The sequence below is a fragment of the Synechococcus sp. BL107 genome (genome assembly GCF_000153805.1).
GTDB lineage: Bacteria > Cyanobacteriota > Cyanobacteriia > PCC-6307 > Cyanobiaceae > Parasynechococcus.
Genome location: NZ_DS022298.1, coordinates 501,575 through 515,785, shown reverse-complemented (window position 1 = coordinate 515,785; position 14,211 = coordinate 501,575). Strand labels below are relative to the sequence as shown.

The 14,211-nt window shown below is 58.0% G+C and carries 13 protein-coding genes; 8 read left to right on the top strand and 5 right to left on the bottom strand.

The features are described from left to right. From BL107_RS02510 to BL107_RS02500, 3 genes are all read left to right on the top strand, one after another. On the top strand, nt 1-909 hold the full coding sequence (locus tag BL107_RS02510; protein ID WP_009788692.1) for an SWIM zinc finger family protein: 909 nt from the start codon (nt 1-3) through the stop codon (nt 907-909). A 24-nt stretch (nt 910-933) separates the two neighbouring features. Beyond that, entirely contained in the window at nt 934-1,413 is a 480-nt protein-coding gene (locus BL107_RS02505; RefSeq protein ID WP_009788691.1) for an MEKHLA domain-containing protein, read from the top strand. Nucleotides 1,414-1,580: 167 nt separating this feature from the next. Next, entirely contained in the window at nt 1,581-1,973 is a 393-nt protein-coding gene (locus BL107_RS02500; RefSeq protein ID WP_006169692.1) for an Hsp20/alpha crystallin family protein, read from the top strand. Nucleotides 1,974-2,124: 151 nt separating this feature from the next. Here the strand turns inward: BL107_RS02500 and BL107_RS02495 are convergent, their stop codons facing one another. Then, on the bottom strand, nt 2,125-3,420 hold the full coding sequence (locus tag BL107_RS02495) for an NRAMP family divalent metal transporter (protein WP_037988695.1): 1,296 nt from the start codon (nt 3,418-3,420) through the stop codon (nt 2,125-2,127). Between the two features lie 82 nt (nt 3,421-3,502). Here BL107_RS02495 and BL107_RS02490 point away from each other — a divergent pair, with 82 nt between their 5' ends. From BL107_RS02490 to BL107_RS02470, 5 genes are all read left to right on the top strand, one after another. Beyond that, the gene (locus BL107_RS02490; protein ID WP_037987948.1) at nt 3,503-5,251 is read left to right on the top strand and encodes a diflavin flavoprotein; all 1,749 of its coding nucleotides are present in this window, start codon (nt 3,503-3,505) and stop codon (nt 5,249-5,251) included. A 182-nt stretch (nt 5,252-5,433) separates the two neighbouring features. Beyond that, on the top strand, nt 5,434-7,230 hold the full coding sequence (locus BL107_RS02485) for a diflavin flavoprotein (RefSeq protein ID WP_009788688.1): 1,797 nt from the start codon (nt 5,434-5,436) through the stop codon (nt 7,228-7,230). Between the two features lie 62 nt (nt 7,231-7,292). Next, complete coding sequence (locus BL107_RS13285) at nt 7,293-8,006, top strand: rubrerythrin family protein (RefSeq protein WP_009788687.1); 714 nt, start codon at nt 7,293-7,295, stop codon at nt 8,004-8,006. Between the two features lie 118 nt (nt 8,007-8,124). Further along, nucleotides 8,125-8,655 (top strand): NADPH-dependent FMN reductase, encoded by a 531-nt coding sequence (locus tag BL107_RS02475; RefSeq protein ID WP_009788686.1) that lies wholly within the window; start codon nt 8,125-8,127, stop codon nt 8,653-8,655. 283 nt (nt 8,656-8,938) lie between these two features. Then, nucleotides 8,939-9,145 carry a hypothetical protein gene (locus BL107_RS02470; RefSeq protein WP_009788685.1) on the top strand — a complete coding sequence of 69 codons (207 nt, stop codon included), beginning with the start codon at nt 8,939-8,941 and terminating at the stop codon, nt 9,143-9,145. A 2-nt stretch (nt 9,146-9,147) separates the two neighbouring features. On the opposite strand, the gene BL107_RS02465 is transcribed toward BL107_RS02470, so the two are convergent. The 4 genes from BL107_RS02465 to BL107_RS02450 form a co-directional block, all read right to left on the bottom strand. After that, nucleotides 9,148-9,402 (bottom strand): hypothetical protein, encoded by a 255-nt coding sequence (locus BL107_RS02465; RefSeq protein WP_037988693.1) that lies wholly within the window; start codon nt 9,400-9,402, stop codon nt 9,148-9,150. Nucleotides 9,403-9,542: 140 nt separating this feature from the next. Then, entirely contained in the window at nt 9,543-12,431 is a 2,889-nt protein-coding gene (gene gcvP / locus BL107_RS02460; protein WP_009788683.1) for an aminomethyl-transferring glycine dehydrogenase, read from the bottom strand. A 54-nt stretch (nt 12,432-12,485) separates the two neighbouring features. Beyond that, entirely contained in the window at nt 12,486-12,875 is a 390-nt protein-coding gene (gene gcvH / locus BL107_RS02455) for a glycine cleavage system protein GcvH (RefSeq protein WP_009788682.1), read from the bottom strand. An 18-nt stretch (nt 12,876-12,893) separates the two neighbouring features. Continuing rightward, nucleotides 12,894-14,165 carry a methionine gamma-lyase family protein gene (locus BL107_RS02450; RefSeq protein ID WP_009788681.1) on the bottom strand — a complete coding sequence of 424 codons (1,272 nt, stop codon included), beginning with the start codon at nt 14,163-14,165 and terminating at the stop codon, nt 12,894-12,896. Nucleotides 14,166-14,211 lie beyond the last annotated feature (46 nt).

The following is a 14,211-nucleotide window of genomic DNA, read 5'->3' as shown; positions in this document are numbered from 1 at the left end:
ATGAACACAAACAGCAACCACAACAACACCGGCATCACCGCCATTGGCGATGACGGCTTAGGGCAACAGCCTTGGTGGGTTGAGCAATGGATGGAGCTGATCAACGGCTACCGATTCAAGAAACGCCTCGAACGCGCCTGGGGCTATGCCCGCGAGGGCAACGTCACCTCCATTCGCTTCGAGGGACGCCGGGTGCATGCGCGGGTGCAGGGCACCGATGAAGAGCCCTACAAAGTGAAACTTTGGCTCGATGTTCTCAATGATGAGGACTGGGGCTATGTGCTCGAGGCACTCACCCAAAAAGCACGCTGGTCCGCTCAACTGTTGGCTGGGATCATGCCGTCCGACATCGAACGGGCCTTCGCTGCCAGTGGCAAACGCCTGTTTCCGTTCAAACTTCAAGAGGTGCGCAGCGAGTGCAGCTGCCCAGACAAGGCCAACCCCTGCAAGCACATCAGTGCGGTGTACTTCCTGATGGGGGATCGCTTCAGCGAGGACCCCTTCGTGCTGTTCCAGCTCCGAGGACGCAATCGCTCAAAGCTGCTGGAAGACTTAGCCGAAAAACGACGTAAAGCGCTGGCGGCCATGGTGAAAACCAACGCCATCGGCAAGCAAAAGGCCGCCTCCATTTCAAAGAAGGCTCCTGAGGAAACCACGGCCACCCCCGCCCATCCCGCCGTGCTTGATCCGGCCCTTTGGTGGCATTACAACCGCAGCCTCGACGGCGATCTGGTTGTGGTGACGGCGGCACTCGAAGGTGACACGGGCCTCGATGCCGCCGGTGAATTGCCCCTCGCCGAAGACCCGCGATTTCCAGAGGCCCGCAACACATTCCTCGGCAACCTCAAAGCCCACGGCCAAGCCAGTGCCCAACGGGCGATGCTTCAAGCCATGGCAGCAGGCAGCTGAATTAAGCGTTCCTGCACACCAGCCATGCAATCAGAGCCCCCCTGGTTATGTACGAACCAACAGGCCCTGGTGGCACAGCTGCTGCAGTCCCACCAACGGGCCTTCCAAACGCCACTGATTGCTTCGCCTCGACGGCAACCATCCCTGCGCCTGAGCTGTCAGGAACTATTCGCCTGCGGGTTCCCTGTGCTGGCCCATGACGGCAGCCCAGAACCGAAGCTCACCTATGCCAATGCCGCTGCTCTAGTCCTATGGGATGCCCCATGGGCTGAGCTGGTGGGACTGCCATCACGCCTCACCGCTCCAACCGCCGAACAAGCCGAACGCTCCCTTGCCCTCAGCAAAGCCAAATGCGAAGACGCCATCAAGGGCTATAGCGGAATCCGCATCAGCCGCAAAGGGAGACGATTCATGATTCAAAACGCCCGAATCTGGACCCTTTGGGATCAACACCAACACGCCTGTGGTCAAGCCGCAAGCTTCAGCAATTGGTGGTGGATTTGAAGCCGTTCGGTTTCAACGACACCTGAGGAGTAGCAACCGAACCAAGTCGTATAGACCGAATCAAATCAGACGGTTCTTACGCTCCTCGTTCTCATCAAGACCACGCAGATTGCTGTGGCGGGCAAACAACCAAGTCCGCAGATGTTCAACTCTTCGGACCAAAAATCATGATCACTCTTCGTCAATCACCCTTCGAACTGTTCGAGCGACTGGAGCAACAAGTGGCCACCGCGGAGCGCGTGCCCCACGCCGAAATCCTGGAAGCCGAATCCACTTACACCGTACGCCTGGAACTACCTGGCGTGGACCACGACTCGATCGACATCAAGGCCACAGACCGCAACCTTGTGATTACTGCCGAACGCCCTTCTACCCCTGACGCCGACAGCCTTTCCCCAGTGCTCAGCGAATTCCGCACTGGCACTTGGAGCCGGAGCTTCCGCTTCCCCCATAGCCTCAACAGAGAGCAGCTGAAGGCCAGCTATCGCGACGGCATCCTGGAGATCACCGCTGGAAAAGCGGTCGAACACACCAGCGTGTCGGTGCAGATTGAAAAGTGATTTTCAAGGATCAATTCATGAAGATCAAGGGATAACTTTCACGCCCTAAGACGATTCCATCTTCACCACAGGAAACGCACCAAAACGAACGGATCCCACCCCCGCTTCCACGGGGGTTTTTGATTGGATCCATATCTGAATCGATCACTCATTAAGCACCAACCCCGAAAAAGGCATTAGCAATAAACAGCAAGCTGAAGACAAGAAAGAACAGCAAGCCAAACCAACACAATCCACGCATCACCGGTCCATAACGATGCTCAACCGGAACGAGACTGCTGTTGATCGTGTCCATCGCCATCCAGGCGAACAGAGGAGCGGACAGAAAACTGCCGGTCATCGCGCCAAAGACGAAGTCCTTCACACCAATACCGCCGCTTTTTGCCACCACCAAGGCCACAACGGCAACCAGCAGGTGAATGACCACCCACAACTGAAAACGACGACGCTGGGGACCCGGAGCCGCATCACCGCTGTCTTGACCACTCAAGAGGCCCTGAATCGCTCCGATGCTGCGGGGGTAGGCGTCGAGGCAGGTAATCGTTGTGCTGAACATCGCCGAGAACGCAGCTGGAATGATCACCCAAGCCGCCCAACCACCCATGGCTGCGGTGTAGAGCTTGATCAACTTCTGGGCAAAAGACACACCGCTGCCGGCGAGCATTCCATCGCCGGTGCCATACATCGTGTAGGCACCCAGCGTGATGAAAAACAAGGCCGTCACCACCGTGACGCCATAGCCCAGGTTGAAGTCGAATTCCGCTTCCGCAGGGCTGGCGGTGTGCTCGGTATCGCGCGCACGGGAAAACATCCACAACGATGGCCACACACACATCTCCACCGGTCCTGGCATCCAACCCATCAAGGGGATCAGAAACGCCAAATTCGCCAGGGTCCACGGGCTGGGATCTGTTGCGACCCAACTCGAAGCCACGTCACCAACAGGCCCACGAATCAGCAACGACAGGGCCGCCACGCCTGTGAGCAGCGTGAGCAAGGCCACTAACAGCTTGGACAAACGATCCAAAGCTTTGTAGTGGCCCAACAACAAAATCAGTCCACTCACCACCAGCACCCCAATGGAAAGGCCATAGGGATCCCACCCCGTTAAACCGGGCACATTGGTGAGCAACAGCCCAGCTACGAAGCTCACGGCCGCGATCGTGGCCGTGCCGGTGACCAAACTCACCAGGAGATATAGCGGGAGATAGGCCTTATTACGCCGCTGGAATCCCTCCAACAAGGAGAGTCCTGTCGCAGCTGTAAACCGCGTCCCCACTCGCAAGAACGGGTATTTGATCAAATTGATCAGCAGAATCAGCAGCACCAGCGCAAAGCCAAACCGCGCTCCTGCTGTGGTGGACGACATGAGGTGGGGTCCACCAATACAGGCACCGGCCAGCAAAATTCCTGGACCAATGCTCTGACGCAGCGTCGACGACGCCATAAAGAACAAGCGATTTCTGCCATCTTCTGCGTCATCGGAGCCAACAGCCTTCTTAGAGTTGAAATCCGTCACGGTCGGTTTCATGGTTGTTGCCCCTACCGCACAGCGCTTGAGCCTTCAGTGCGAAGCGATTGCCGCAGATACAACCACGATTCGATCCCTCGACTGGGAACGCAGCCGTTTTGATATCGAGTTCGGCTTACGCAACGGCACCACTTACAACTCCTTTCTGGTTCGTGGTGAGCGCACGGCTCTGATCGATAGCAGCCACGCCAAATTCAGGGACAGCTGGATTCCGCTGCTGAAGGATCAAATCGATCCCTCTGCAATCGATGTGCTGATCGTGAGCCATACCGAGCCGGATCATTCCGGCCTCATTGGTGACCTCATCGACCTCAATCCTGAGATTGAAATTGTTGGATCGAAAGTAGCGATCCAATTTCTGCAAGACCAAGTGCACCGTCCGTTCCGATCCAGAGCGGTGAAGAGCGGTGAAGAGCTGGACTTGGGCACCAATCCAGACAGCGGTGTTCAACACCGCTTTGAATTCCTCAGTGCCCCAAACCTGCACTGGCCAGACACGATTTTTTCCTTCGATCACGGCACGGGAACGCTTTACACCTGTGATGCCTTCGGACTTCATTACTGCTCTGAAGAACTGTTCGACAGTGATCCCGGCGCGATCGCTCCAGACTTTCGCTTCTATTACGACTGCTTAATGGGGCCCAACGCTCGCAGCGTTTTGCAGGCGTTGAAACGCATGGACTCCCTGCCGGAGATCAACACGGTTGCTGTTGGCCATGGCCCTCTGTTGCGCCATCACCTCAGCCAATGGCTCAACGATTACCGCGAGTGGAGTGGTCAGCGCAGCAAGGGTGAAAGCTATGCCGCGGTTTGTTACCTCAGCCAGTACGGCTTCTCTGATCGAATTAGCCAGGCCATTGCCCATGGCATTGGCAAAGCCGACGCTCAAGTGCAGCTCGTGGATCTACGCGCCACCGATCCACAGGAACTCACGGCTTTAGTGGGTGAGGCCAAGGCCGTGGTGGTGCCGACATGGCCTGAAGAACCGGATGCTGATGTGCAAGCCGCGATTGGCACGCTTCTTGCCGCGTTACACCCCAAACAACTCGTTGGCGTTTACGACGCCTTCGGCGGCAATGACGAACCGATCGACGCCGTTGCAGACCAACTCCGCAGCCAAGGTCAAAAACAAGCCTTTGCCCCACTGCGTATCCGTCAACTACCGCAAGGCAGCGACTACCAGCGCTGCGAAGAATCAGGAACCGACCTCGGCCAGCTGCTCACCAAGGAGAAAACCATTGCAGCGATGAAAAGCCTGGATGGCGATCTCGATAAGGCCCTGGGCCGGGTGAGTGGTGGCCTTTATGTGGTGACCGCGAGCCAGGGATCCGGCGAGTCTCAGCGACGCAGCGCCATGGTGGCCAGCTGGGTGAGTCAGGCCAGCTTCAGCCCTCCCGGACTCACCGTCGCCGTCGCCAAAGACCGAGCGATTGAAGCCCTCATGCAAGTAGGAGACCGCTTCGTTCTCAACGTCTTGCGCGATGACAACCATCAACCGCTGCTCCGTCATTTCCTGAAGCGGTTCCCCCCCGGCGCCGATCGGTTTGCAGGCGTCGCGGTGTTGGATGACGTCGCCGATGGAGGCCCGGTGCTGAGCGATGCCCTGGCTTTCTTGGGCTGCCGCGTTGAACAACGCATGGAAGGTCCTGACCACTGGATTATTTACGCCGTCGTGGAACAGGGAAATGTGGCCGATGCCGACGGGAGTACCGCTGTTCATCACCGCAAAGTGGGCAATCACTACTGACACTTGCCCGATTAACGCAGCGCTGAAATCAAATGATTTGGAGCCTTAAAAGCACCATGTCAAAACCTGTTCCAACAACTCGACCAGCGATCAGAGCCATCAGCATCGCTGGTCATGACGGTTGTACCGCAGGTATTCCCAGCCTTCATGCCACCTAGATTTGAGACCGATCAAGGAAGCGCGTGGTGAGCACTGCTGGAGGGCGTCGCACAATCCAATTACCCATCGACACTGGCGTGCTCTGTTTCAGAGGGCTGAGCCCTGAGCGCCATCGCTTCGAACTGGAGTACGCCTTAGAGCGCGGCAGTACCGCCAACAGCGTGCTGTTCGAAGCCGGAGATGGATCCGCTGCAGTGCTCGTCCATCCGCCAGGGGCGGCCTACAGCTCCGTGTTCTTGCCGCAGCTCAACACCCTGCTGGGCGACGTAGAACAACCACTTCTCGTGGTGGTGGGCCACGTGAACCCGAACCGGATTGCTCTGCTGCGCAGCCTGGCTGAGGTTTACCCCAAGCTCGAGCTGATTGCCTCGAATCCAGGCGCCAAGTTGCTGGAAGAGCTCTGGAGCCAACGCAAACCCGCAGCTCCCGGCGAAGAATCCGAACAACCGCCACTGCCCCCGCTGCCGCCACTGCGGGTGATTCGCCAAGAGCAGAGTCTGGCTCTCGCCCACGAGCGCACCCTGCTGCTGCTTCCGGCTCCAACGCCCCGCTGGCCCGGCGGTCTGCTGGCCTTCGAGGACACTCTCGGCCTTTTGATGAGCGGGAAATTTTTCGGCGCCCACCTGTGTACAGACACCTGGGCCGAAGCGAACCGCAGCAGCACGGAAGAGGAGCGACGTCACTTCTATGACTGCTTGATGGCTCCGATGGCGCGCCAAGTCGACGGAGTCGTGGAACGCCTCGAGGAGCTAGACATCCGCACCTTGGTTCCTGGTCACGGGCCTGCGATTGAAGCGAGCTGGCGCAGCTTGTTAAACGATTACCGCCGTTGGGGAGAAGGGCAAAACAAGGCCAGCCTCAACGTGGCCCTGCTATTCGCCAGCGCCTATGGCAACACGGCAGCAATCGCGGATGCCCTGGCCCAAGGCGTGAACCGCACCGGTATTCGTGTGAACAGCCTCAATTGTGAGTTCACCCCTGCTGATGAACTGGTGAACACCATCAAAGAAGCCGATGCGATTTTGATCGGCTCACCCACGCTCGGAGGGCACGCACCAACTCCCATCGTGTCGGCACTTGGAACACTTTTGGCAGAAGGAGACCGCAACAAACCTGTTGGGGTGTTTGGCAGCTATGGCTGGAGTGGAGAGGCGGTCGACCTACTGGAAACCAAGCTCCGCGATGGCGGCTTCAGTTTTGGGTTCGATCCGATTCGGGTGAAATTCAGCCCCGACACCGCGAAAGTGAAGGAACTGGAAGAAACCGGAACACGGTTTGGACGCCAACTCCTTAACGCTCAGAAACGTGCTCAACGCCGCAGTGCGGGTGGGCTCAGCGAAAGCCGAAGCGATCCAGCCGTTCTGGCCCTCGGACGGGTGTTGGGGTCGTTATGCGTGTTGACCACCCAAAAAGGTGATCTCAGCGGTGCCATGGTGGCCAGCTGGGTCAGCCAGGCCAGCTTCACACCACCTGGAATCACCGTGGCCGTGTCCAAAGATCGAGCTGTCGAAGCTCTGCTGCACAAAGGCGACTGTTTCGCCCTCAATGTTTTGGCAGAAGGACGGGAGACCGGTCCCATGAAGCAATTTCTCCAACCGTTTGAACCGGGGGCGAATCGCTTCGCGGGCCTCGAACTCGAAACCAGCCCAGGCGAGCAACCGCTGCTGCCGGAGGCCTTGGCGTGGCTGGAAGGCAGCGTGAAACAACGCATGGAATGTGGCGACCATTGGCTGATTTACGCCGAGGTGAACCATGGGGGCCTATTTGATGCTCAAGGCCAAACAGCAGTCCACCATCGGCGCAGCGGAGCCAACTACTAAACCCAAGGCGAACTCATAACGAGTATGAGTTGCTATAGAGTCATTTGATACGTCGTACTGCAATGGATCTTTCAAAGCCGGGCACTCAAGCCAACCTCGAAGCTGCTTTCGGAGGAGAAAGCATGGCGAATCGCAAATACCTCTTCTTTGCTGATGTCGCCAAACAATTAGGCCATAACGAGCTCGCGAAACTCTTCCGCGAAACGGCCGCGCAAGAAACAGAGCATGCGTTCGCCCATTTCCGTTTACTTCACCCAGATCTGGTAATCGGTGATGCCGCCAAGCTCAACGACGAACAGAAGAACGCCATCCTCAAGCAGTGCCTCGACCTGGCGATAGAAGGCGAGACCTATGAGTACACGACCATGTACCCAGAGTTCGCTGCCCAAGCTCGCGCTGATCGCGATCAAGGGGCCGAGGCGGAGTTCCAAGGACAAGTGGACGAATCCAAGGACCACGCAGGAACCTTCCACACGGCGGCTAAAAACTTTGGACTGCTCTCCCCCATCGAGCAGCACCATGCGGAACGCTATGGCGTGGCCTTAAAGGCTTTAGAGGGAGGAGGGAAGGCTGGTGAAGCCGATGAGCCTGTCTCCGGCCTGTGGATCTGCAAGGTGTGCTCGATGATTTATGACCCCAAAGATGGTGATCCCGACTCCGGAATTGAGCCCGGCACCCCCTTCGAAGCAATTCCAGATGATTGGTGCTGCACGATCTGCGGGGCGCGCAAAGCCAGCTTCGTGCCCTATCGGGAAGCGGAATTGAAGACGGCCTGACGCTTGGCTCGGGGGTGCCACCACTCGATCGGCCTCACAGCTGCGGAGGCCATGGCCCTACGGCCCTACCCCAAAATGTGACGGGCAAACTTCTACGTCGATCGTCGAGATTCTCGTCATGAACTCAGACACACCGCTCGATGTATTGGTGATCACGGCCAGCAATGGTGAAAACCTCAAGTTGGCCGAACGCTTTCAAGCCAGCGCCCGCAGCCTCGGCCAACGGGCAGAACTGCTGGATCTCACAACGCTCGATCTTCCCCTGTTCACGCCAAGAGCCCAAGCAGCCCACGGGATACCAACAGCCCTTGCCCCTCTCCAGGAGTTACTGGCCACAACACCTCGCTGGGTGATGTGCGCTCCGGAATACAACGGGTCAATCCCCCCCTGCCTCAGCAACGCCATTGCCTGGCTTTCGGTTCAAGGCGATGACTTCCGGGGCCTCTTCAATGGCCGCCCCATTGCCATTGCGACCCATTCCGGAGGGGGGGGCATGGAAGCATTGATCTCGATGCGGATCCAACTCGCCCATCTCGGCGCAGAGGTGGTGGGCCGGCAATTGCTGAGCAATTACGCCAAACCCGCCAACGACGACAGCATTGACGACCTCCTCCAACGCCTGTTGCAACAACGGCCATTGAAGCTCTGAGACTGATCAGGCATCAAGGATGCCAGGACTGGAGCTAATGGGTTGACCTAAAGCGCTACCTATGGTGTCTGCCCAATGAGCAACCACAAAACGTATCCGGCAATACATCAATCTTCCTGCCACTAAGTACCACAAAAAACAAGTGCGAACGCAGTCCAAGCCTCGGCTTTGTCAACAGATGACAACCCAAACTGTTCAATCCTAAAAAAAATCAGCGGTTGACTGGCACGCCACATGTTGTGTCCTGAAATGGATTCACCTCAATCAATTGACTCCCGGAGCGATGGGATTTTTGCTTGGTCAGGAGGTCATCGTCCGCTACCGCGGATTCCTTCTACTGGAACAAACCAACAAAGGATGGCTGGTGCGTCCCGAACGCAGCCCAATGCGATTGCTGCCCTTTCGGACACCATCCTGTTCCTTAGCGGATGTGAAAGCTCTACTCGACTGGAGGCTGTCGAAAGACAGCACCGAGATCAACGCCGCTTGAATTCAAGCGGCGGCTGGTGGTGGCGTTGGATTTCCGATCGGTTGCAGAGGTATCACCAGGGTTGCCCAGTGATCAGGCCGCTCAGGGCGAGTTCGGCGAGCCTCCCTCACTCCGAATGGCACTCGAACAACGTTCGTGCCTTCGATGGAAAGCGTATGGCCACGGTTGAAGGCTGATTCCAAGCCTTCTGGCAGTTGTGGAAGGCTTGGACCTTGCAAGGTTCCAAGACCCAAATTGGTGGTGTTGTCCCGATCCATGGTGTCCCCCGACAGACGAATCAGTTGCCGCATAGTGTGACTTCAGCCGCCAGAGCGGTTGGTGAAATCCAACTAATTAATTCGCTTTTCAGTGAAAATTTACTTCCTGTAGAGACAAAGCGCCAGTCCAAGACGACGAATTAGGCCGCAATCGCAACGGCTTCCACCGACGGACAGGTACAGACCAAATTTCTGTCGCCATAGGCGTTATCAATCCGAGCCACGGCTGGCCACACCTTGTTTTGGGTTTGATCGGGCAAGGGGAATGCAGCCTGCTGGCGGCTGTAGGGACGATCCCAAACCTCGGACATCACCGCAGCCATGGTGTGGGGAGCCCGCTTCAGAGGGTTGTTCAAGGCATCCATTGCCCCCGTCTCAATCGCTCGAACCTCTTCACGGATGGCGATTAAGGCATCGGCGAACCGATCCAATTCCGACAAGCTTTCGCTTTCCGTGGGCTCCACCATCACGGTGCCTGCCACCGGCCAACTCACGGTTGGGGCATGGAAGCCGTAGTCCATCAATCGCTTGGCGATGTCATCGACATCGATGCCGGCATCTCGCTTCAGTGGTCGCAAATCAAGGATGCATTCATGGGCAACACGGCCCGTGACACCACGGAACAACACTGGGAAGTGGTCATCGAGACGGTGGGCCAAATAGTTGGCAGACAACAACGCCACAGCACTGGCCTGACGGAGTGCATCCGCCCCCATCATCCTTAAATACATCCAACTGATCGGGAGGATGCTGGCACTCCCCAAAGCTGCTGCAGAAACGGGCCCGATGGCCGACGCCTTTTGATCTTCAAAGGGATGCCCTGGCAGGAAGGGAGCCAGATGAGCCGCCACACCGATCGGGCCTACCCCTGGACCGCCACCACCGTGGGGGATGCAGAACGTTTTGTGCAGATTCAAATGGCAAACATCGGCACCGAAAGCTCCGGGTCGAGAGAGACCCACCTGCGCATTGAGATTGGCGCCATCGAGGTACACCTGACCGCCGTGGCGATGAACCACCTCACAGATATGGCGAATCCCGGTTTCAAACACCCCATGGGTTGAGGGGTACGTCACCATCAAGGCCGCAAGACGATCGGCGTACTCCGTTGCCCGCGCCGCAAGGTCGTCTTGATCGATATTGCCTTCCGCATCGCAAGCCACGGCCACCACTTTGAGGCCTGCCATCACAGCGCTGGCGGGATTGGTGCCATGGGCACTGGTGGGAATCAGACAAATATCTCGGTGGTCATCCCCGCGGGAGCGGTGCCAGGCACGGATCACCAGCAAACCGGCGTATTCACCCTGAGAGCCAGCATTGGGCTGCAATGAAACAGCAGCGAAACCGGTGAGAGCCGCCAGCCAACGCTCTAAATCGTCGGCGAGATGGCGATAGCCCAACGCCTGATCCAAAGGGGCAAACGGATGCAAACGGGCAAACTCCGGCCAGCTCACCGGCAGAAGTTCTGCAGCTGCATTCAGCTTCATCGTGCAGCTCCCCAGCGGGATCATTCCATGCACTAGCGACAGGTCACGACTCACCAAGCGCTGGATATAACGCATGAGCTCCGTTTCGCTGCGGTAGCGATGGAATGCCGGCTGCGTCAGCCAAGGCCGGATCCGCGAGGGGAGTGATGGCAACGCAAGTTCTGCATCGGTGTCGACTGCGGAGGCAGGCGCCGTGGGCAGGGGCTTGCCGACCGCCTTCGCGACTGCTTCAAGGAGCTTCGCCACCTCCTTCTGATCACTGAATTCATCGAAGCTGACGCCGAATCCGGTGGCTTGGGATGCCGGCACGCCGTCAGGGAGAGCCCTCAGATTGAATCCCGCCTCGGCCGCCGCGGCGTGCACAGCCGGCGCAACGGTGGAGGTGACGGTGACAGTGTCGAAACGGTCGGCCTGCTCCACCGCGAGATCCAGCGTGCGAAGGCCTGCTTCGAACTGCAAACGGAGGCCAACAAGCCGCTCGGCGATGGCTCGAAGACCATCGGGGCCATGGTGCACCGCATAAAACGAAGCGATCACCGCCAGCAACACTTGCGCCGTACAGATGTTGCTCGTGGCCTTGTCCCGACGGATGTGCTGCTCACGGGTCTGCAACGCCAAGCGCAAAGCAGGATTGCCCTCGGCATCCTTCGACTCACCCACAAGCCGACCAGGGATTTGGCGTTTGTAGGCCTCCCGCGTCGCAAAAAATGCTGCGTGAGGGCCGCCGAATCCCATCGGCACACCAAAACGTTGGGCACTGCCCACTGCGATGTCAGCACCAAAATCTGCAACGGGCGCGAACAAGGTCTGCGCCAATGGATCAATCGCCACCGTCACCAGAGCACCGCTCTCATGGGCACGTTCGATCAACGTGGTGGGGTCCCAGAGCAGACCATCCGCGCCGGGGAGTTGCAACAGCACCCCAAACACACGCGCATCAAAAGCCATCTGCTCGGGATCAACCCGCTCAAGCTCAATTCCCAATGGCTCCGCCCTGGTTTGCAGCACAGCCCAGGTCTGTGGGAGCACATGGCAATCGACGAGGAAACGATTCGCTTCGGGACGTCGACACACACCAAAGCTCAAGCCCATGGCTTCTGCCGCGGCCGTGGCTTCATCCAGCAGGGAGGCATTCGCGATCGGAAGCCCAGTGAGCTCACTGATCAACGTTTGAAAATTCAGCAACGCCTCAAGCCGCCCTTGGGCAATCTCAGCTTGATAAGGGGTGTAAGCGGTGTACCAAGCAGGGTTCTCAAACACGTGGCGTTGAATCAACGCCGGCGTTGCTGTGCCGTGATATCCGAGACCAATCAGCGATCGTCGAACAACATTCTCCGCAGCGATCGTGCCGAGATCTGCCAGCGCCTCCGCTTCGCCACAACCGGTCGGAAGCACGTCCCGAGGCGGGACGGCATCAAGGATGTCGGCGGGGACAACATCCTGAATGAATGCATCCATGTGCTGGTACCCCAGCGTTTGCAACATCTGCTCCTGCTCAGCGTTGCTTGGGCCCAGATGCCGCTGCAGAAAAGGGGAAGTCACGGTCTGCAGCGGGGGAAGGCGGTGATCTTAAAGAAGGGTGACCGCCTCCCGTCATCAGCCGGCGTTCACCTTCGCGGAATAGGTAGCTGAATCAAGCAAAGTCTCGAGTTGCGCTGGATCACTTGGACGTACCACCAGAAGCCATCCCGCTCCATGGGGATCGTTCTGGAGTTCTTCAGGGCTCGCCAGCACCGCTTCATTGCGCTCGACCACTTCCCCTGCAATGGGGGCGTACATATCTTCGACAGCTTTCACAGATTCCACAGAACCAAAGCTGGTGCCCTTATCAAGGCTGGCACCCACATCGGGGAGGTCGACAAAAACAATGTCACCGAGCTGATCAACAGCAAAAGCACTGATGCCAACGCGAATGAGCTCACCATCGAGATGGGCGTATTCGTGGCTGTCGGCAAAGCGGTAGGCGGCGGGAAACTCGAACGCCATCAGACAGGTGGAGGTGAATTAGATGATCTCAGTTTGAGGGAGATTGATCAGTCCCGCCGCATCGAGTGCGGTGAGGGCTTCCGCCAAGGCCAGCTGGATGTGAGCGCGATGGGTACCGCCTTGAACAAACAGATTGAAGGGCTCTCGCAGAGGAGCATCGGCGGAAAATTCGCTCGTTGATCCGTCGATAAACGTGCCACCGGCCATCACTAAATCACTGGCATAGCCAGGCATTGCAGCCGGCACTGGATCCAGATAAGCCCCCACCGGTGAACAGGCTTGAAACGCACGACAGACCGTTTTCAAGGCCTCCGGACTGCCAAGACAAACCGCCTGGATCAAGTCGCTTCGCACAGCGCCTGGCCTCGGTTGAACGGCAAAACCAAGCCGCTCAAATACACCAGCCACGAGATCCGCACCAATCAAAGCCTCAGCCACCATTTGTGGGGCCAAAAACAATCCCTGCAACACGAGGCGCTGCAGATCAAATCCCGTGCCACCTTCTCGACCAATGCCAGGGGCCGTTAATCGGCAACACGCCTGATTGACAAGGTCTGCCCGGCCGGCGACGTAGCCACCAGTTGGAGCGATGGTGCCGCCAAGGTTCTTAATCAACGAACCCGCCACCAAATCGGCTCCCACCTCCGGCGGCTCGCAGTCCTGCACCAATTCTCCATAGCAATTGTCGACAAAACAAATGCAATCGGGCTGTCGCGCATGAATGAGCGCGCAGAGCTCACCGATTTCCTCCACCGACAACGACGGGCGCCAGCTGTAGCCACAACTGCGTTGAATCAAGACCACGCGCTGAGACACTGCCAGCGCCTGATCCAGCCCCACCCGATCCACAACCCCCTCCGGCGTTAAGGGCACTTCGTCGTATTCGATCCCAAAGTCAGCCAACGACCCCTGACCCGTTCCCCTCAAACCGATGACTTCCTCAAGAGTGTCGTAGGGACGACCTGTGATTGAAAGCAAACGATCGCCAGGCCGCAGCACGCCAAACAACGCTGCCGTGATCGCATGGGTGCCACTGACGAACTGCATCCGCACCGCTGCCGCCTCCGCCCCTAAGACCCTGGCAAACACACGATCCACCAGATCCCGGCCCTGATCTCCATGGCCGTAGCCAGTAAGAGACGCAAAGTGCTGCGTCCCCAACCGCTCCTCAGCGAACGCAGCCAAAACACGCTTCAAGCGTTGTTCCACAGCAGATGTTCGCTGTGCAGCTTGAGGCACCTGCTGCTGGACCACAGACTCGATCAGGTTCCTTGCAATCGCGCTGGGCACCAGGTCCTCCCTATGTAGAGCCGTTCCCTGACTCCATGCTGCGCTC

What these genes read in the sequence shown, in the direction of transcription:
- BL107_RS02500 (WP_006169692.1), top strand. Translation starts at nt 1,581, where the DNA reads ATGATCACTCTTCGTCAATCACCCTTCGAACTGTTCGAGCGACTGGAG.
- BL107_RS13285 (WP_009788687.1), top strand. Translation starts at nt 7,293, where the DNA reads ATGGATCTTTCAAAGCCGGGCACTCAAGCCAACCTCGAAGCTGCTTTC.
- gcvH (WP_009788682.1), bottom strand. Translation starts at nt 12,875, where the DNA reads ATGGCGTTCGAGTTTCCCGCCGCCTACCGCTTTGCCGACAGCCACGAA.
- BL107_RS02475 (WP_009788686.1), top strand. Translation starts at nt 8,125, where the DNA reads ATGAACTCAGACACACCGCTCGATGTATTGGTGATCACGGCCAGCAAT.
- BL107_RS02465 (WP_037988693.1), bottom strand. Translation starts at nt 9,402, where the DNA reads ATGGATCGGGACAACACCACCAATTTGGGTCTTGGAACCTTGCAAGGT.
- BL107_RS02470 (WP_009788685.1), top strand. Translation starts at nt 8,939, where the DNA reads ATGGGATTTTTGCTTGGTCAGGAGGTCATCGTCCGCTACCGCGGATTC.
- BL107_RS02490 (WP_037987948.1), top strand. Translation starts at nt 3,503, where the DNA reads ATGGTTGTTGCCCCTACCGCACAGCGCTTGAGCCTTCAGTGCGAAGCG.
- BL107_RS02505 (WP_009788691.1), top strand. Translation starts at nt 934, where the DNA reads ATGCAATCAGAGCCCCCCTGGTTATGTACGAACCAACAGGCCCTGGTG.
- BL107_RS02495 (WP_037988695.1), bottom strand. Translation starts at nt 3,420, where the DNA reads ATGGCGTCGTCGACGCTGCGTCAGAGCATTGGTCCAGGAATTTTGCTG.
- BL107_RS02510 (WP_009788692.1), top strand. Translation starts at nt 1, where the DNA reads ATGAACACAAACAGCAACCACAACAACACCGGCATCACCGCCATTGGC.